Genomic DNA, 19044 nt, shown 5'->3' on the forward strand with positions numbered 1-19044 from the left:
AAAAAGCCTCTCAAAGTGAGAGGCTTTTTTCGACTTTGAAGCTAAACTAAATTTAGGCTTCGATAGTTTGTACATTAATTTTTTTGGCTGGATCTGCTTTACGACGAACAGCAGGGACTGGCTCACCGTGATACTGACGATCTGCAAAGTAGCTTGAACGTACCATTGGTGCCGACCAGATATTACGAAAACCGAGTTTACGACCATGCTCTGCATAGCGCTCAAACTCTTCTGGGCTGACAAATCGATCGATCGGTGCGTGCTGTTTAGAGGGTTGTAGATATTGCCCGATCGTGACGTAATCGACATCATGCGCACGCAGATCATCAAGTAGAGCAATCACTTCTTCTTCAGTTTCGCCAATCCCCACCATCAAGCCACATTTGGTTGGAATATCTGGGCAATATTCTTTAAACATCTTAAGTAATGTTAAAGAATGCTGATAATCAGAACCTGGACGCATTGCTTTGTATAAGCGTGGAACCGTTTCGATATTATGGTTAAACACATCTGGCGGACATTCAGTCATGATTCGAAGCGCAATATCCATACGACCACGGAAATCTGGTACCAGAATTTCAAGTAAGGTGGTCGGGCTTAATGCGCGCGCTTCTTTAATACAGTCGACAAAGTGCTGTGCACCGCCGTCTAGAAGATCATCACGGTCAACAGAGGTAATCACCGCGTATTTAAGCTTTAAATTGGCAATGGTTTCTGCCATGTGGCGAGGTTCATCTGCATCTAGTGCATTTGGTCGACCGTGTGCAACATCACAAAACGGACAACGGCGCGTACAGATGTCACCCATGATCATGAAGGTTGCTGTGCCACCACCAAAACATTCAGGCAGATTCGGACAAGCAGCTTCTTCACATACCGTGTGAAGTTTCTGTGCACGTAAAGTGGTCTTAATTCGTTGCACCTCTTCTGGTGCCGTCATTTTGACGCGAATCCAGTCTGGCTTGCGCGGTACTTCAACCGTAGGAACAACTTTTACAGGAATTCGGGCTACTTTTTCCGCACCACGTAGTTTTACACCCTGTTCAGGTTTACGGTTTTCAGACATAGTTAACAATTCCAATGTTATTCGCGAGAATTTTAATTGACATTATTATAACGGACTTAGTCTAAAATGGGGCAAATTCATTATTCATATAAAAAATGTCGTTATTGCATAATATAGGCTTGAGAAATACATTATTGGGCAGCATAGTGCCCCTATTTATTATAAAATGTTTCAACTGATCGGATTGAAGGAGCTTTAAATGCCACGTAAGAAAGAGGTCGTTAATGGGAATTTCATCAGATATGATGCGTTAGTTCTCGGTTCTGGACCTGCGGGCGAAGGCGCGGCAATGAAGCTTGCAAAAGCAGGTAAGCGTGTTGCAATTGTTGATATTCGTGAGCAGTTAGGTGGAAACTGCGCGCATGTCGGGACAATCCCGAGTAAAGCTTTACGTCAAACTGTATCGAGTATTATTCGTTACCAACGTGACCCAATGTTTCAAAAAGTGGGTGAATGGAAGAAGTTCACCATGAAACAAGTTTTGAGTCATGCACATCGTGTAATTCAGCAACAAGTGGCTACGCATACTCGATTCTATGATCGTAATAATATTGATGTATTTTATGGTCGCGCTTACATCCAAGACCAAAATACGGTGTTGGTGTTTACGCCTGAAGGAATCAAAGAAACTATTATTTTTGATCAACTTGTGATTGCGACCGGTAGTCGTCCTTATCAACCCAAAGGTCTAGACTTTAATCATAAACGTGTGTTTGATTCGGACAAGATCCTAGATCTCGACTACACCATTCATAAAATTATTATCTACGGTGCAGGCGTAATTGGCTGTGAATATGCATCAATTTTTATTGGTTTGAATCACAAAGTCGATTTGATTAACACGCAACATAAGCTTCTGAGCTATCTCGATGATGAAATTGCCGATGCATTGTCATATCACTTACGTGAACAAGGCGTGCTGATTCGTCATAATGAACAAATTGATCATCTGGAAACGCACGATGATTATGTGGTGTTACATTTACAAAGTGGTAAAAAAATTAAAGCCGATGCGATTTTGTGGTGTAACGGACGCTCAGGTAATACCGATGGTTTGGGCTTAGAAAATGTTGGCCTGAAACCAAATGGCCGTGGCCAGCTGGCAGTGAACGAGAAATATCAGACTGAAGTGGAAAATATCTATGCCGCGGGCGATGTCGTAGGTTGGCCATCTCTAGCATCAGCAGCTTATGACCAAGGGCGCTGTGCCGGTGCAAATATGAGTGGCGAAGAAAATGTAAAACCTGTAACCGATATTCCAACTGGTATTTATACCATTCCAGAAATTTCGTGTTTTGGTAAAACTGAGCAAGAGCTGACAGACGAAAAAATTCCTTACGAAGTAGGACAATCATCGTTTCGTCATTTGGCGCGCGCACAAATTACGGGTGATACTGTGGGCGAGCTTAAAATCTTGTTCCACCGCGATAGCTTGGAAATTTTAGGGATTCATTGTTTTGGTAATAATGCGTCTGAAATTATTCACATTGGTCAGGCTGTAATGCAAAGTCCAAATAATACATTAAAGTATTTTATGGAAACGACCTTTAACTATCCGACCATGGCTGAAGCATACCGTGTTGCAGCATTGAATGGTTTAAATCGTTTATTTTAAGATTTAAACTTGAGTATGATGTAGTTAAAAATGAAGCCCGTCGTTTGACGGGCTTTTGCGTTGATAAGTTGAGCATTATTTTTGTTTTTTATTTTTATTAGATCAAAAAATTTTGATACTTTTATGACAATTAGAACGGACGACCACCAGCCAGACTAATACGTTTTAATAAGCGTCGCTGCTCTGAAGGAAAGGGCTCACGTGCATGTAAGGTAACTTGATTGTCCCAAAACACGATATCTCCGACTTCCCAATCATGCGTATAGCGAAATTCAGGTTGAGCCAAATGTTCGCGTAAGCGTGCAATTAATTCTGCCCCGACAATATCATTGTAATTTACCAGTTCAACTTCATTTTTTGCACTGAGCCAAAGAGCTGATCTGCCAGATTCTGCATGTGTCCGAACCAGTGGGTGAGGATAAGCATGACCCACGACAGGCTGATCATCAAAACGATACAATGGAGTATGCCCATTAGCTTTTGAACCGTTGTTGCTTTGAGCGCGTACAAATGGATTGTAAGTAATCAATTGCAGTAAACGAATATGTTGTTTGAGATCGTCGTCGAGTGCTTCATAGGCTGCAATGGTATTGATCCATGATGTTTTTCCACCCGCTTTGGGTAATTCAATTGCATACAGCAATGAACCAAAAGAGGGTAGAGGTGTCCATTGGTGATCGGCATGGGGTGCCAGTTCGCCGTGCCCTGTATAGTCGCCTTGCCCCACGGCATTAGATACGGGTACAACATCGGGTGGTACGCCTGTTTCCAAATCATATCCCAACACGGGATTGTCTTTGCTTGGTCGGAAAATTGAGCCAAAATAACTGGCAAATGCTAAAAACTGTAAATCATCGAGTTGCTGTTTTTTAAAAATAAGTACCAGATGCTGTGCCAGAGCCTGTTTTAACTTAAAGATGGTTTCGCCAGTTTGCGCTTTTTTTGCATCGAGTCCAGTCACAATAGCACCCAAAGCAGCATGCTCAAGTGGTTGAATCTGAATTTCTTCACTAGGTTGAAGATGTTTAGGTTCATGCCAGCGCGGCGCATTATGGATCGCTTGTGAGAGTGGTGTGAGACTGCTCATGTAAATCTACTCGTATTCTAATTTGGCTGGTTTTGAGCATATGAAATCCCATACAAACGATGAAATGATAAAAAGTGAATAGATTATGAAAAACTGGAATCTTAGTGCAGTCTTTTGTTTTTTATCTATTTATTATTATCAGATAACAATAGTCACATTCGGCACTCTTTCTTTTTAATCTCGCTTACGTGAAAAAAAGCAACCGAAGTTGCTTTTAATTTGTATTTAAAACAGCTTAATCTTGCATTTAGAAACGATAACCGACACCGACATAAGTAATGATTGGATCAATATCGATTTTTGTTTTTGAGTTGATTAGCTCTGCGCCAGTATTACCATCGGTAACCGTAATTTTTGCTTCACTGTTAAGTTTGGCATAAGACACAGAACCCACTGCGAACCAGCTATCATTAAAGTCGTAAGTTGCACCCACTGTGGCAATCGGTGCGAATGCATCAGCTGCATCTACTTTCACCACTGGATTGGCGCTTGATGTTTTTTTATCTAATGCTGCGCCCGCTTTGTTGTCCTGAATGTTCCGGATCATATTACCTGCGGTGATCAGATCAGATTCAATCCCAGGGTTTAGCTTAATGTCATTAAAATAGGCATACATCACGCCCACTCCCACATAGGGTCTGAATTTATTTACACCAGATTTACCAAACTGATACTGTAGTTCTGCTGCAGGTAACCATGCCCGTACAGATGAAGCACGCTTCCCTTGAGATAAATCTGTAATTTTGATGTCTTGTTTTAGTGGGATATTACCACCTGCTGAACCGATAATATTACCCAAGGCATTACCCAGCAACGAACCGTCTTTTAGGGGAGTGGCAGCGCCAGAGAGGGGTGCATAAATTGTACCTTTACCTAAAATATCGACCTTAGGCGGGATACCACCTTTAATCTCAAGCGATAAATTATCGGTAAAATTATAGTTAAACAGTAGGCCAAGAGTATCGACATCATCGGCTTCAAGGCCCGAATTTGGTGCTTCCCATTGTGACAAACCGTTGATGGTTGCAGTACCAGATAATGCCGCAGGTAAGGTATTACCTCCAAGTAAGCCCTTATAGCCTGAATTAAGTAGGGTATACCATGCCTTACCCGAAACAGTGCTTTGGTCAATGGCATTGAGTACGCTATCCGTCGAGACATCACCTACTTTAGACTGTGTACCTTCGGCAATTGGAGTATTGATTCTAACGGGGTTGGCTTTTCCTTGTGGCATGGCATGTAACCAGCCCGCTGAAACGGAAAAGCGTTTAAATCCATCGCCATCTTTTAAGCTAAAGTAAGGTGAGGCAGCATGGCTATGCGCAGAAATGAATAAGAGGCTTGTCATTAAGCCAGCAAAAGATTTGTTCATCTGAAGGGACTCCATGTCCAGTTTTTGTGATCATTTTTCTAAAAAACATCTTAAATGTTAAAACGAGCAGATCCTGTAAAATAAAATATTCCATATGTAGCAAAAAGAAATGAAGTTTGGAATTATGAAGGAAATATGAATGAACGCTAAAGTCAATAAAAAAGGCCATCTTGATGGCCTTTTAAACACGCAAATTTTAAGTTTTACATAAAACGAGACAAATCTTCTTCTGGACGAGCAGTGAGCACTTCGAGTCCGGTTTCAGTCACCAAAATCGTGTGTTCAAACTGTGCAGAGAGCTTGTGGTCTTTGGTGACCACAGTCCATTTGTCGCCAAGCAATTTGGTTTGCCAAACACCAGCGTTGACCATTGGCTCAATGGTAAAAGTCATGCCTGCTTCGAGTTGCATGCCGGTGCCTTTCTGACCGTAGTGTAAAACTTGTGGCTCATCATGGAATACAGTCCCGATACCATGACCACAATATTCACGCACCACACTGAAACGCTCAGATTCGACATACTTTTGAATGGCATGACCAATGTCGCCAATAAATGAGCCGGCACGAACCGTTTGCATGCCGCGGTACATGGCTTCTTGTGCCACATTGCATAAACGATTTGCTAGAATTGAAGTTTCTCCACCTACCACATACATCATGTTGGTGTCGCCATGGTAACCATCTTTAATCACAGTTACGTCGATATTTAAAATATCGCCTTTTTTGAGAATCTTTTCAGCAGATGGAATCCCGTGACACACCACGTGGTTAACAGAAGTACAAATGGTGTGCTGAAACGCTGGACGACCTGGCGCTGCGCCATAGCCCAGACATGCCGGAATGGCCTGTTGAACATTGACGATATGATCATGACAGATTCGATCCAGCTCAAGCGTGCTCACGCCTGGCTGAATATACGGTTTAATCATGTCAAGAACTTCAGCCGCCAGTCGTCCTGCGATACGCATTTTTTCAATTTCTTCAGGAGTTTTAATCAGTCGACTTGGAGCCGTGTACGTACTATTCATGATACTTAAAAACTTTTGGTAATTTCAAAGCAGTTATGGTATAAATACCCGCCCATTTTATCAAATGCTTTTCGTGAATATATTTTATGAATTGCGTAGATGAAATAGGAAAAAATCCGCACATATGTCGTCACATTACTCTGGGTGCCTAGCAATAGGTGGAGAATGCGGACATATGGAGGCCTAACCCAACTTTAAGGTAAAGAAAATGGCAGATTACAACGTAAGCATGCGCGACCTTCTTCAAGCAGGCGCGCACTTTGGTCACCAAACTCGTTTCTGGAACCCAAAAATGCGTCAATACATTTTTGGCGCACGCAACAAAATTCACATCATCAACCTTGAGCACACTGTTCCTGCGTTAAATGATGCTTTGAACTTCGCTAACCAATTAGCAAGCAAAAAGAACAAAGTTTTGTTCGTTGGTACTAAACGTGCTGCTTCTAACATCATCCGTGAACAAGCTCAACGCGCTGGTCAACCATATGTAGATCACCGTTGGTTAGGTGGTATGTTGACGAACTGGAAAACACTTCGCCAATCTATCAGCCGTTTGAAAGATCTTCAAACTCAATCTCAAGATGGTACTTTTGCTAAGCTGACTAAGCGTGAAGCATTAGAGCGTAGCCGTGAGATGGAGAAACTTGAGCGTTCTTTAGGCGGTGTTAAAAACATGGGTGGTTTACCTGACGCATTATTTGTAATCGACGTTGATCACGAAGCGATTGCAATTAAAGAAGCTAAAAACCTTGGTATTCCTGTAATTGGTATCGTTGATACAAACTCTAACCCAGACAACGTAGACTACGTTATCCCGGGTAACGATGATGCGATTCGTGCAGTAACTTTATATGCTTCAGCTATGGCTGATGCAATTCTTGCTGGTAAAGAATACGCGCAATCTCAAGCGAATGCTCAAGCTAAAGGCGAAGAAGCAGCAGCTGCTTCTGAGGCTTAATGCGTTTGACGCCTGATTGTCATTTTTGCGACATGTAAGGGTGGCAAATTAAGCGTCGAAAAAAAAGCAAACGGCCCAGAGTTTCCTTGGGCCGTTTTTGTTCAAAGATTTACTTTTTCTACCTATTTAGGAGAACAACATGACTGCAATTTCTGCAAGCATGGTAAAAGAATTACGTGACCGTACTGGTCTTGCAATGATGGAATGCAAAAAAGCATTAACAGAAGCGAATGGCGATATCGAGCTTGCGATTGATAACCTTCGTAAATCTGGTCAAGCAAAAGCAGCGAAAAAAGCAGGTAACATTGCAGCTGATGGCGCGATCACAATCGTTCAAAACGGTAACAAAGCAGCATTGGTAGAAGTAAACTGTCAAACTGACTTCGTTGCAAAAGACGAAAACTTCTCTAACTTCTCTAATGCGGTTGCAAAAGCAATTCTTGCTTCAGGTGTAACTGAAGCTGAAAAAATTGCTGAACTTAAATTGGAAGACGGTCAATCAGTTGAAGAAGCGCGTATTGCTCTTGTTCAAAAAATTGGTGAAAACATCCAAGTTCGTCGTGCGAAAATTGTTGAAGGTCAAAACCTTGCAGTTTACAAACACGGTCTTCGTATCGGTGTTGTTGTATCATTTACAGGTAGCGCAGAAACTGGTAAAGGTATTGCAATGCACGTTGCAGCGTTCAATCCAGTTGCGGTAAGTGCTGATGCAGTACCAGCAGATCTAGTTGCAAAAGAGAAAGAAATTGCTGAAGCAAAAGCAATTGAATCTGGCAAACCTGCAAATATCGTAGAAAAAATGGTATCTGGTTCAGTTGATAAATACTTGAACGAAGTTGCACTTGATCGTCAAATGTATGTAATCGACAATGACAAGAAAGTTGCTGATGTACTTAAAGCAACTGAAACGACTATTGTTGAATTTGTACGTTTCGAAGTGGGTGAAGGTATTGAGAAAAAAGCAGAAATGAGCTTCGCTGAAGAAGTTGCTGCTGCTCAAGCCGCTGCAAAATAATTACTTATTTTGTAAAAAAAGCCCCTAAATTAGGGGCTTTTTTTTAGACAAAAATGGATATTTCAAAAATGAAAAAAATAAATACTTACATCGTTGTGGCTGTTATTGCCTTTTTGCTGGTGTATTTTTTTGTTTTAAATCAACGTGAGCCTCATGTTGCATCACAAATTCAAACGTCGCCAGTCACTACTCAAGATTTTAACAACGATGCAATCAAATTGGCTTTCGAGCAGAAAAAAAGCAATGTTCAGGTACAAGGAGCAGGGCAGGTCAAAGCCGTTTTGCCTGACGATAATCAAGGGTCACGGCACCAGAAATTTATCTTAAGATTGGAAAATGGTCAAACGGTACTTATTGCACATAACATCGACTTATCGCCGCGTTTACAAGGCTTGCAAAAAGGTGATCATGTAGAGTTTTATGGTGAATATGAGTACACGCCAAAAGGCGGTGTCATACACTGGACGCATCGTGACCCGAAAGGCAGGCACTTAAATGGCTGGCTAAAATTTAATGGAAGCATCTATCAGTAATGAAGAGATGCTTCCAGCGAAACATTTAAGTCATTCATTAAATGCCGAGAGTGTGTGTTGATTTAATTGTTGTTTACTTTTCCAGCTGGGTAAAATTTTAGCCAAGTAGGCATCCATGCACCAGAGCGGACCAATCAACAGAAATTGTACATCTTTTAAAAAGGAAGGTTTTTTGCCTTCAACCTTATGGCCGTAGAATTGCCCAATCCATGCCACAATAAAAACACCAACATAAAACCCCATGCCAACAGGCAATACATAGATCAGCCATGCCATGACAGCAACCAGAGCCGCCATTGCCACGGCAAGGACTAAGTCTAGTCGAGCATAAAATATCAGTGAAAGTACAATCAGGAGTGCGGTCAGTAATGCACTAAAATGGTAAATCAAACCAATAATTGAAAACAAAATTGCAGGTACGCACACCCAATGAATTTTTTTATTGGTGTGGTTTTGATGGCTTTGGCTGTATTCGTCAAACCATTCCGTAATGGTTTTCATGTGGATCATCCTTGTTTTATTTATTCCTTTATTTAACGAATATAAAACACAATATGCATGCGGTCAAAACAGATTTTTGACTCGGGCGAACAAATCTAAAAAATGTAAAATTCATCGCCAAAAACGTTTAAAACAATTGGAAAAACCATTTTGAGCAAAAGTGACCTTAAAACTTTCTCGAATTTGCCTTATAAGCTCGCGTTAAACCGCATCTTTAAACATTTTTGCTACTAGGGTAGCTTTGGAGGGGTTTTGTTGTATAGCACGCGAATCAGAGCAAATTAAGACCAAGCTACAATTTGGTTAGTTTTTGTGTTTAAAAAGTGATCGTTTCGTAAAATTGCATTGTGAACCACGGCTAATCATTTTAACTTAAACATTCACACATCAGAACAAGAATGTATCGAACAAAAATAAAGAAATCACCGAATGGTGGCCTCTTTATTGCAAAAGTGAAGGAGCTAAAGCTTATGAATTTGGACCATCAACACGCTCAATACTTACTTTGCCTGTACCCGCATTCGCGAGTCCAATGCGTTTAGCTGCTGCGTAAGATAAATCTACGACTCGATTGCCATGAAATGGACCTCGATCGTTGACTTTAACCACGACACTTTTGCCGTTGTCTTTATTGGTCACGCGAATGTAGCAATTCAGCGGCAGACTACGGTGTGCTGCAGTAAGCTCATTCATGTCAAAAGTTTCACCGTTAGCCGTTTTACGACCATGAAACTGACGACCATACCAAGATGCGATACCAGTCTGGCTAAATTTACGAACAGTGTTCGATGCTACAGAATTTAATTTTTCAATCACTGAAGGCTCTTCTTCAGGGATCTCGATTTTAGCCGCGATAGTTTGACGACGGATTTTGTCACCCGAACTTTCGGTGATTGAAAGACTATTTAAATTAGAGAAATGGGAATTGAAGTTGTTCTGCGAATCTTTATTCAAGACGCGAGCAGCCAAACTTGAACCGTCTGCATCGCCATTAAGAGATGATGCGGGAACCATTTCTGCTTGTGACTGGATAACTGCCAGTCCAATACTGAGTGCTAAAGCGTACTTTAACGTTAACTGCATTACTTAAACTCCTAGAGACAATTCACAAGGCTTAGCAAGTAGCCAAAATAATGTGAACAGCCTAATTTATTCACTTTTGCAATTGCTTTATGGAGGGGGATGATATTCATCGGCTTTGCAGAGTGTCTAGTGTTTGAAGTAAAAAAGTTACAAAAAGGACAAAATCTCACAAAAAATGAGCAAAAAATAACCTAAATTGTAACATTAAGTTTAAAATGGCTATTTAGTGCTCTTTTTAACAAAAATATTTATTGACTTTTATATATTTTTAAAAAATTCCATCATCTACTGGCGACTTCGGTACCCAATAACCAAACCGCTGTGGCATACATTCTGCTGCGGTTATAGGTCGTAATGACTTGAAAATTTGGATAGGTAATATAGTACATAGGACCATAATTTTCTTGTAATTGTATAACGTTGACCAAGTCAAGATCATCGATTTTCACAATCGGATTTAGCGGCGTAACACCTTGCGTTTTGAGTGCGCCATAAGGGGTAGGCTGGGTCAGATCCTTTGCAATAATTGTATCCGGCGTATTACCTGTATAACGTGCGGCAAATCCAATAGGTTGATTTCGTTGCCAGCCATTTTGAGCAAGGTAATTTGCAATTGATGCAATTGCATCTTCAGCAGAATTGCGTAGGTCAATATGTCCGCTTGCATCGTAATCAACACCAAACTTGGTAATGTTGCTTGGCATAAATTGAGGATAACCAATTGCACCCGCATAAGAACCCACGATACTGTTGGTTGGGTAGCCTTCTTTATATGTCCAAGCGATCAAAGCACCTAATTCATCACTAAAATAATCTGCTCGGCGAGGGTAACCAAAAGCTAGAGTCGCAAGTGCGTCACGCGTGATAAACGAGCCTTTATTTGCGCCATAGCCTGTTTCGACCCCTAAGATACCTAAGATAATCGATTGCGGCACACCAAATTGCTGTTCTGCGCGGTTTAAAACATCTGCATACTGATTTTTAAAACGTACACCACGCTGAATAGTACCTTCGCTCAAAAACATGGCTTTATAGTCATACCATGGCTTACTCTCACCCGGACGTGTCATGATGTTTAAAATATTGGGAAGATTTTTGGCGCCTGACATCGCATTGTCGACTTGCTCGGCAGTCAGACCATAAGTAGCCATGGTTTTTTGCTTAAAGCTTGGATAATTTGGATCGGTGATAAAGTCGTTCGCTTGAGAGCAGCTGGCAGTAAGAAAAAAACTGCCGAGAAGTAAAAAACGTCTAAATGGTTGCTTCACTACCATGTTCAACATAGTATTATAAATTCCTGAATTTAAATAAAAAAATATAATTATCGATGGGTGTGGATCGACATGACCAGTCCAAAAGTCGCCATCAGGGTAATAATTGCGGTGCCGCCATAGCTCATAAACGGAAGCGGTACACCCACTACGGGTAAAATACCACTAACCATGCCAGCATTTACAAATACATAAACAAAAAAGGACAAACCTAACGACCCTGCAACAAGGCGGCCGTAGTTATGAAAGCACTGTAATCCAATCTGGAATGTTCTAAAAATAATTGCAAAATACAGCAGCACTAGAATGGTGACACCAATCAAACCAAATTCTTCGGAGTAGGCTGCAATAATAAAATCGGTATGACCCTCAGGTAAAAAGTGTAAATGTGATTGTGTGCCTTCTAAAAAGCCTTTACCTGAAAATCCACCTGAACCAATGGCTGTTTTTGATTGAATAATATTCCAGCCTGTACCGAGTGCATCTGCCTCGGGGTTCAAGAGTGTGAGTACACGTTGTCGCTGATAATCATGTAATAAAAATTCCCACGCAATTGGAATTAAGAGTCCTGCGCCAGCAACAGCAGCACCAATGAGTTTCCAAGAGAGCCCGCTTAAAAACAACACAAATAACCCACTGGCCAATACCAGTAAAGATGTACCCAAGTCAGGTTGTTCTGCAATTAAAAGAAATGGAATTCCCACTAAAAGCATGGTGATCATGACATTAGGAACGCTCGGCGGAAGCGGTTTACGCGATAAAAACCACGCCACCATCATTGGCATACCGATTTTCATGAACTCACTGGGTTGTACACTTCCGAAACCGGGAATATCAATCCAGCGCTGTGCACCCATGCGAATTTCACCAAATACCATTACAGCAATCAGTGAAAAGAGGCCAAACAGATAAAAATAAGGAGAAAATGCTTGATAAACCTTCGGTGGAATTTGTGCGAGCGTCAGCATAACAATAAAGCCAATTCCAAAGCTCATGGCTTGCTTAGAGACTAACCCGATATCTTGTGCAGAGGCACTATATAAGACAGTCAGCCCAAGACAGGCATTTAAAATCAAAAAAGAACATAACCAAGGATCAATATGTAATCTTTGCCATTTGGATGGAAGCATTGCTGTGCTTAAGCCATCGCGCGGCGCCTGGCGTAGAAATTTGTATTGAGAGCTTGGAGACATAAGGTTTTACAAAGGAATAATCAATGCATGGCGCATGCTAACATATCCCTTAATTTAGGCAATCTATATCCATATTTTGCAATAAAAAAACCTGGAAAAATCCAGGTTTTTTTGCGCTATGTTTTAGTTGCTAAAAAATAACGTATCATGATACTCAGCGAGCGCTTTTAACTCTAAGCGATTTAGATTTGGAATCAGCTTATCGATGGCGATATGAACGGCTTTAGTCACTGCGGCGGCGCCAATATCTGCAGCCTTGCGTTTGATCATGCCTAAATCCAGTGTTTTATTAAATTCAATCATAAAATGACGGATCGTGGCATCTGCAAATTGCTTATAAAGTTCAGCCAGTGCTTGCTTGTCGACAGCATTACCTGCTTGAATTTCGGCAAAACTATGCTTCAGATTTGTGACCAAACCTGGATCAAGTGACTCACCGACTTTATATTCTCCTTCAGCAGTTTTAAATAAACTACGTTCGGAAAACTCGATGGACTGTTTTACAACATCATTGGGCGCTTTGCTTAAAAGTTGTTTGAGCAAAACGGCAACGGTTGATTTGACATAGCCTGCCAATTTTTCAGCGGTTTCACGCTTATCGCTCTCTGGAAAGCGACGAACAAGTTCGATTAAAAGCGCATCAATAATTTCATCATTGATTTGTAGGGCTACCTGATCGCGTAATGGATACAGTGGCTCACTTGAGTTCTTTTTTTCGATACCTGTCTGAATATTTTTAAGCAATGCTTCAGATGGAGTAAAACCAAAAAATGGCATGTCTGATCCTCAATTATTGATTTTATTGTCGGGCCAATCGAATAGGGCTTGGCATCCATGACAAGTCAGATACACGACACGGATTAATGTCTAAACCACCGCGTCGCGTATAGGTTGCGTACACCATCAGTTTTTCAGGCTTTAAGTTTTGCCATATGTCGGCGTACATCTGCTCGACGCATTGCTCATGAAAGCCATTGTGCTGACGATAAGAAATAATATACGCGAGAATACTGTTATAACAAGGCTTAATACCTTGATAACGAATGAAAACTGTTCCCCAATCCGGCTGTCCAGTCACAGGACAATTACTGCGTAATAGATGTGAATATAAATTCACTTCGATTTGTGACTGGTCATCAGCATCTAGCGCAAGCAAGCTTGCATCCGGATGTGACTCCAAGCGTGCTGGTTTGAATTGATCGATACAGATTCCAGACGGTTGGCTGATCTCGAGCGCATCTACATCAAACAACTCAAAGCCGACCTTTGCATTGGCAGCTTGACTCAAATCTTTTTCAACAAGGTCAATCAGTGATGCTTTAGACACAAAACGATGAAAGTTTAGACTATTAAAGTATAGCTTTAATGATTTTGACTCGATCAGATTTTCAGAGGTTGCGGGAAGGGTAATCCGTCCAATTGCAACTTGTGGAATCCCATCTTGATTGAGCCAAGAAAGCTCAAAAACATGCCACCAATCTTTGCCCTGAGAAACACCTGTAATGTTTGCATATTGTTCACGTGAAGATGAACGTGAAATAGGAAACAAAATGCCGGGTTCATAAGTTGTTGGATATTCTGTTTCTTTACCTAAAAGAGATTTTTCTACACTCATTCACGCATTCCTGAACCACGAGAAAGTAAATAATACGCTACGCCATATAAAAGAACGCAGCAGAAGGTCACCACAATCAGTGACAATGAAACGTTGACATCGCTCTGACCCAAAATGCCATAGCGAAATGCATTGACCATATACACAATTGGATTGATCAACGATAATTTTTGCCAAAATGGCCCCAAAGCACTAATGGCGTAGAATACGCCACCTAAATACGTTAAAGGGGTAAGAACAAAAGTGGGAATAATCGAGATATCATCAAACGATTTGGCATATACGGCATTGATGAATCCACCTAAAGCGAACAAAAAGGATGTGACCAAGACGGTATAAATAGTCACAAACCAGTTATGTATATAAAGGTCGGTAAAAAATAGGCTCATCATGGTCACAATAATGCCCACCAAAACCCCACGAAACACGCCTCCAACCACATAGCCCCACAAAATGAGGTGTAAAGGTACCGGGCTCATGATCAGTTCTTCAATGCTTTTTTGAAACTTGGCACTAAAAAAGCTTGACGAGACATTTGCATAACTGTTGGTAATGATAGCCATCATGATCAGACCCGGCACAATAAACTGCATGTAGCTGAATCCACCCATTTGACCGACACGTGAACCGACCAGATTACCAAAGATAATAAAGTACAGGCTCATTGTGATGGCAGGTGGTAGCAGTGTTTGAGGCCAAATCCGCATAAAACGACGAATTTCTTTACGTACTAAGGTACCGAAGGCTGTACAGAGCTGACTAAAATTCATTGTGCAGCTCCTTGTTGCTCCAGATTTTTTTCGACCATACGTACAAATAATTCTTCAAGTCGGTTGGACTTATTTCGCATACTGCGGACTTGAATGCCTTGTGCTTCTAAAAGCTGAAACAAATCATTCATACTGTGTGCTTTATCTAGTGTCACTTCAAGTGTCAGCGGATCGATCAAATTAAAGCGCACCCCAATAATGTTAAGGTCATTCGATAACTCAACTGGTTCTGCCAGATCAAAAATAAAAGACTCTTCACTTAACTGATTTAAGAAGCTTTTCATCGTAGTGTCTTCTTTAATCACGCCCCGATCAATAATTGCAATGCGACGACATAACATTTCGGCTTCTTCAAGATAATGCGTGGTTAAAATGATTGAAGTACCGGCGTTATTCATCTCGACTAGAAAATCCCACATCGAACGGCGCAACTCGATATCAACACCTGCGGTAGGTTCATCGAGGATCAGTAACTTTGGTTCGTGCATCATGGCTCTGGCAATCATTAGTCGACGCTTCATACCGCCAGAAAGCATTCTGGCTTGCATGTTGCGCTTTTCCCAAAGCCCTAATTTTTCGAGATACAATTCTGCGCGCTGCTCGGCAAGTTTTTTAGGGATGCCGTAATAACCAGCCTGTGTCACCAGAATATCGAAGGTCTTTTCGAAATGGCCAAAATTAAACTCTTGTGGCACAACACCTAAGCATTGTTTTGCACGGGAAGGTTGCTTGTCTAAATCATGGCCAAAAATATTGACCTCACCAGCACTTTTTTTTGTTAAGGAACTGATGATACTGATGGTGGTCGATTTTCCAGCACCGTTTGGACCTAGAAGCGCATAAAATTCACCTTCTGGAACAGTTAGGTTGATTCCTTTTAAGGCTTGAAATCCATTGCGATAAGTTTTGGACAAATCACGTAATATCAAGGCATCAGTCATGAAACGCTCACACTTAATTCAATAGTACTATTTTGAGTGATATCGAAAAATAAACCAAGTGATAAGATGGGATTGAGCGGAACGAAATATAGAACGCTGAAAAAACAGACATACTATGTGATGTGTAATATAGTTATTTAGCATGATGCTTTTTAAAATTGTTAAGTAAAACGAAACAATAAGCATAAAATAGGATACATTATGTATTTTAAGAAATATAAAAAAACACTTATGATATATTGGAACGTGTGATCTAGAAGCACTTTGGCATAAACTATTAGATGACAAAAGGCTTAAGTTGATAAATTAAGATTAAGATAGAGTTATGAATAATCGACACGTTACTTTACAGGATAAATATTCGAACATTCACCATCTTATGCGAGTGAAAGACCTTATTGTAGATCCAATCAAGAAAACTGAAACGTGTCAGTGGTTATGGATTTATAAAACAACATCGGAGTTTTTTCCTTTCGAGTTATGGACCCAACTTGATCGTGTTCAAGTGAATGAGAAATTAGTTTATAAGGATCTTACCTTTAAGGTTATTCACATTGACGATGAAGATCATCCACTATTCTCTTGAACTGATGCGAAATTAACATGAACTGACGATTGTGTATCGAAATACAACACACCATGAACAGGATGAAATTTAAATATCTAAATAAATAGGCCATATTGATATTTTTACATTGAAGAAAATATCATGGATAACACTTTAAACGATTACGAAAAAATTGAAAAACTGATCCAGCATAGTCGAATTGTGATGGTTACTTTTACTAATCATGACGGACACTTACATAGTGCGCCTATGACCAGACAAAATAAAACATTTGACGGTAATGTATTTTTCATCGGAGCCAAACACTCCGAATTAGTTCAAAGTATTACATCACAGCCAGAAGTTAACCTTGCTTATTCGGGTAGTGATTCTTTTGTATCCATCAGCGGTAAGGCGCAGTGTATTAATGATCCACAGTTGCTTGAAGAACTCTGGTCGCCTGCTTATCAAATCTTCTTTAAAGAAGGTTTACACGATCCTGATATTCAACTGATTCAAGTCACATGTCATGGTGCGCAATATTGGGAAGGGGATGGAAAACTTGTGACGTTATTTAAGCTTGCCAAAGCTTCAGTTACGGGAGAGCAAGACAATCTGGGTGAATCGAAATCTATGCGATTATAAGCCATTGATCTGTTAATTGTATAAGCGCCGTAGAGATTGGCTTTTTACAGGTAAGGGTTAATTCCTCGCTGATGAAGCCCCACCTTGCGGCGCAGCTTAGTTTGCTCTTCTTGCAGCAACTCATCCACAAATTGGGGTAGAACATCCTCATTCAACATGGAGGGGTGAAAACCATCTGCATTGAGCTGTTGGAAAAAAAGGTCAATTTTAGAGCTTTTTTGGACATATTTCATCGACCATTTTTTAAAATAAATTCTTTTAATTTCAATGGCTTCAAACACATTAATTTCATGGTGACGAGGGTCTTGCATTATGCGTTGCATAAGATCGTTTAAGATTTCCTCTTCACCTTCAAGGCACTGGAAAAATGCATTATTGGCATAATACAGTACACCATAAATTTGGTGCTTTGCATTGAAATCACGAGCCTTACTTAAAATATCATTCAGATTCTCAATCAAATCGCCAGCATCCACTGGTCGTATGCTGGAGTAGCACAGTCTTATTTTCATTAACTACGTCCTGCTATTGAGAATAAATCAAATTTTAGGATGATGATACTGGTTTGCCAACGTGTGCGGTTCTTCACTTAAAAGCTGGATGAATGACGGTATTGTTGAGTCAGACAAAAGATAAGGGTTAAATTCATCTAGATGGGTCTGTTGGAAAAAATCAGCTAACCGTTTATTTACAGGTGCAAACTTCATGCTCCAATGTTTAAAAAGGCGCTGTTGCATCGATTCACGATATAGAATTTCACAATTTTGATGTCGGGAATCTTTAAGAATATGTTGATAAAAAAGCGTATCGATTTTCGATTGTTCACCTTCTAGGCACTGCACAAAGTAACCATATCCGTAATATAGTACACCTGTTATTTCATTTCTAGAATTAAAATCAACAGCAGTGTTTAAAATATCAATCAGATCTTGCTTTAATTCTGGGTGTAGATGACTTGCTTTACTTGCGTACAAGATTCTAACCATTTCCATGACATTTTCCAAAGCTAACAATAAGGTTTTAGTGGGTAATGGCACTGGTACTTCGCCCACGTGTGGTAAAACAAGAAATGTAAGGTGTGCATTGGTCTTTATGTGATAAGCCGCACACAATACATAGTTTTAATCGACAAAGCCACTTCTTTCATAAGGAATTTTCCGATTCATGTATATTATAAACTAAATCACTGTTTTATAAGTAAAAAAATATAAAATAAAATGTTTCTAATTACAGGTGGTTTTATATGTTTTTGTAAATATATAATGAAAAATTTACCAAATGGTATACATAGGATCTTGAATTTATTGAAATATAATTTATTTTTAAAAATTGATGTTGTATAAAAAATAGACAAATGTAAGCTATTTCTCACAATCATGTAAGCTATGGATTATTTTAAGTTTGCGTAAGTTATCTATACTCAGTTCGTACATTATCTTGTTCATTTTTTCCATAGAAAAATGAATAATAACTTAAACACCTTTATAATAATTTTATAAAGAATAAAAGAATAAGATTAGGGGACTTACGAGTTAGATAATGTATAGCGTGTTTCCTCCTCCTTAGCACACACCTTCCTAAGGAGGAGGAAATTTTTATTTTCATTCGAAAAGGTCATCAAAATGCAGATTGTTAAAAATATCTTTATATCATTTGTGTATATGATGATTGTTTCTATTTTAATTGTAATATTTTACCGAATTGGTATTCATAAATATGTCAATATTACCGTAAGTGCCATTATCTTTGGTTTACTAACTTTCTTCTATTTTAAGACTATTGTTTCATCATTGCTTTGTCATTT

General features: G+C 39.9%; 19 protein-coding genes. 5 read left to right on the forward strand and 14 right to left on the reverse strand.

The window, feature by feature from the left end; all coding sequences use genetic code 11:
- Window positions 1-52: 52 nt before the first annotated feature.
- Window positions 53-1066 carry a lipoyl synthase gene (gene lipA / locus QLG00_RS03635; protein WP_004947995.1) on the reverse strand — a complete coding sequence of 338 codons (1014 nt, stop codon included), beginning with the start codon at window positions 1064-1066 and terminating at the stop codon, window positions 53-55.
- 199 nt (window positions 1067-1265) lie between these two features.
- On the opposite strand from lipA, the gene sthA reads away from it, so the two are divergent.
- Entirely contained in the window at window positions 1266-2681 is a 1416-nt protein-coding gene (gene sthA / locus QLG00_RS03640) for a Si-specific NAD(P)(+) transhydrogenase (RefSeq protein WP_025094781.1), read from the forward strand.
- Between the two features lie 130 nt (window positions 2682-2811).
- Here the strand turns inward: sthA and QLG00_RS03645 are convergent, their stop codons facing one another.
- The 3 genes from QLG00_RS03645 to map all read right to left on the reverse strand — a co-directional run bounded on the left by QLG00_RS03645 (window position 2812) and on the right by map (window position 6168).
- Window positions 2812-3768: a TauD/TfdA family dioxygenase gene (locus QLG00_RS03645; protein WP_119690868.1), complete on the reverse strand. Its 957-nt coding sequence runs from the start codon at window positions 3766-3768 to the stop codon at window positions 2812-2814.
- A gap of 247 nt (window positions 3769-4015) precedes the next feature.
- Window positions 4016-5140 (reverse strand): OmpW family outer membrane protein, encoded by a 1125-nt coding sequence (locus QLG00_RS03650; RefSeq protein WP_004938535.1) that lies wholly within the window; start codon window positions 5138-5140, stop codon window positions 4016-4018.
- A gap of 203 nt (window positions 5141-5343) precedes the next feature.
- Entirely contained in the window at window positions 5344-6168 is an 825-nt protein-coding gene (map, locus tag QLG00_RS03655; protein ID WP_004947985.1) for a type I methionyl aminopeptidase, read from the reverse strand.
- A gap of 208 nt (window positions 6169-6376) precedes the next feature.
- Between map and rpsB the strand changes: the two genes are divergently transcribed.
- The 3 genes from rpsB (at window position 6377) to QLG00_RS03670 (ending at window position 8674) form a co-directional block, all read left to right on the forward strand.
- Complete coding sequence (gene rpsB / locus QLG00_RS03660; protein WP_004938527.1) at window positions 6377-7126, forward strand: 30S ribosomal protein S2; 750 nt, start codon at window positions 6377-6379, stop codon at window positions 7124-7126.
- 139 nt (window positions 7127-7265) lie between these two features.
- Complete coding sequence (tsf, locus tag QLG00_RS03665) at window positions 7266-8141, forward strand: translation elongation factor Ts (protein ID WP_119690867.1); 876 nt, start codon at window positions 7266-7268, stop codon at window positions 8139-8141.
- A gap of 68 nt (window positions 8142-8209) precedes the next feature.
- Window positions 8210-8674 carry a DUF3465 domain-containing protein gene (locus QLG00_RS03670; RefSeq protein WP_282470509.1) on the forward strand — a complete coding sequence of 155 codons (465 nt, stop codon included), beginning with the start codon at window positions 8210-8212 and terminating at the stop codon, window positions 8672-8674.
- Window positions 8675-8704: 30 nt separating this feature from the next.
- On the opposite strand, the gene QLG00_RS03675 is transcribed toward QLG00_RS03670, so the two are convergent.
- From QLG00_RS03675 to QLG00_RS03710, 8 genes are all read right to left on the reverse strand, one after another.
- Complete coding sequence (locus tag QLG00_RS03675; RefSeq protein ID WP_282470510.1) at window positions 8705-9175, reverse strand: Mpo1-like protein; 471 nt, start codon at window positions 9173-9175, stop codon at window positions 8705-8707.
- 468 nt (window positions 9176-9643) lie between these two features.
- Window positions 9644-10258 (reverse strand): septal ring lytic transglycosylase RlpA family protein, encoded by a 615-nt coding sequence (locus QLG00_RS03680; protein ID WP_025094776.1) that lies wholly within the window; start codon window positions 10256-10258, stop codon window positions 9644-9646.
- A 281-nt stretch (window positions 10259-10539) separates the two neighbouring features.
- Window positions 10540-11532, reverse strand: a complete 993-nt coding sequence (gene mltB / locus QLG00_RS03685; RefSeq protein WP_228137592.1) for a lytic murein transglycosylase B — start codon at window positions 11530-11532, stop codon at window positions 10540-10542.
- Between the two features lie 47 nt (window positions 11533-11579).
- Complete coding sequence (rodA, locus tag QLG00_RS03690; protein ID WP_004938509.1) at window positions 11580-12722, reverse strand: rod shape-determining protein RodA; 1143 nt, start codon at window positions 12720-12722, stop codon at window positions 11580-11582.
- Between the two features lie 123 nt (window positions 12723-12845).
- Window positions 12846-13499: a hypothetical protein gene (locus tag QLG00_RS03695; RefSeq protein ID WP_004947971.1), complete on the reverse strand. Its 654-nt coding sequence runs from the start codon at window positions 13497-13499 to the stop codon at window positions 12846-12848.
- 22 nt (window positions 13500-13521) lie between these two features.
- A complete protein-coding gene (gene queF / locus QLG00_RS03700) occupies window positions 13522-14337 on the reverse strand; it encodes an NADPH-dependent 7-cyano-7-deazaguanine reductase QueF (protein ID WP_104125268.1) in 816 nt (271 codons plus the stop codon).
- Window positions 14334-15107 carry an ABC transporter permease gene (locus tag QLG00_RS03705; protein WP_025094773.1) on the reverse strand — a complete coding sequence of 258 codons (774 nt, stop codon included), beginning with the start codon at window positions 15105-15107 and terminating at the stop codon, window positions 14334-14336. Before QLG00_RS03705 ends, queF begins: the two co-directional genes overlap by 4 nt.
- Entirely contained in the window at window positions 15104-16048 is a 945-nt protein-coding gene (locus QLG00_RS03710) for an ABC transporter ATP-binding protein (RefSeq protein ID WP_004938498.1), read from the reverse strand. The genes QLG00_RS03705 and QLG00_RS03710 overlap by 4 nt, the downstream gene beginning before the upstream one ends.
- Before the next feature lie 709 nt (window positions 16049-16757).
- Here QLG00_RS03710 and QLG00_RS03715 point away from each other — a divergent pair.
- The gene (locus tag QLG00_RS03715) at window positions 16758-17240 is read left to right on the forward strand and encodes a pyridoxamine 5'-phosphate oxidase family protein (RefSeq protein ID WP_004947957.1); all 483 of its coding nucleotides are present in this window, start codon (window positions 16758-16760) and stop codon (window positions 17238-17240) included.
- A 44-nt stretch (window positions 17241-17284) separates the two neighbouring features.
- On the opposite strand, the gene QLG00_RS03720 is transcribed toward QLG00_RS03715, so the two are convergent.
- Together QLG00_RS03720 and QLG00_RS03725 are read right to left on the reverse strand one after the other, a co-directional pair.
- Window positions 17285-17752, reverse strand: a complete 468-nt coding sequence (locus QLG00_RS03720; protein WP_119690861.1) for a BLUF domain-containing protein — start codon at window positions 17750-17752, stop codon at window positions 17285-17287.
- Between the two features lie 27 nt (window positions 17753-17779).
- Complete coding sequence (locus tag QLG00_RS03725) at window positions 17780-18232, reverse strand: BLUF domain-containing protein (RefSeq protein ID WP_004938485.1); 453 nt, start codon at window positions 18230-18232, stop codon at window positions 17780-17782.
- Window positions 18233-19044: the final 812 nt, after the last annotated feature.

This window comes from Acinetobacter sp. V89_7 (genome assembly GCF_029967895.1).
Lineage (GTDB): Bacteria > Pseudomonadota > Gammaproteobacteria > Pseudomonadales > Moraxellaceae > Acinetobacter > Acinetobacter soli.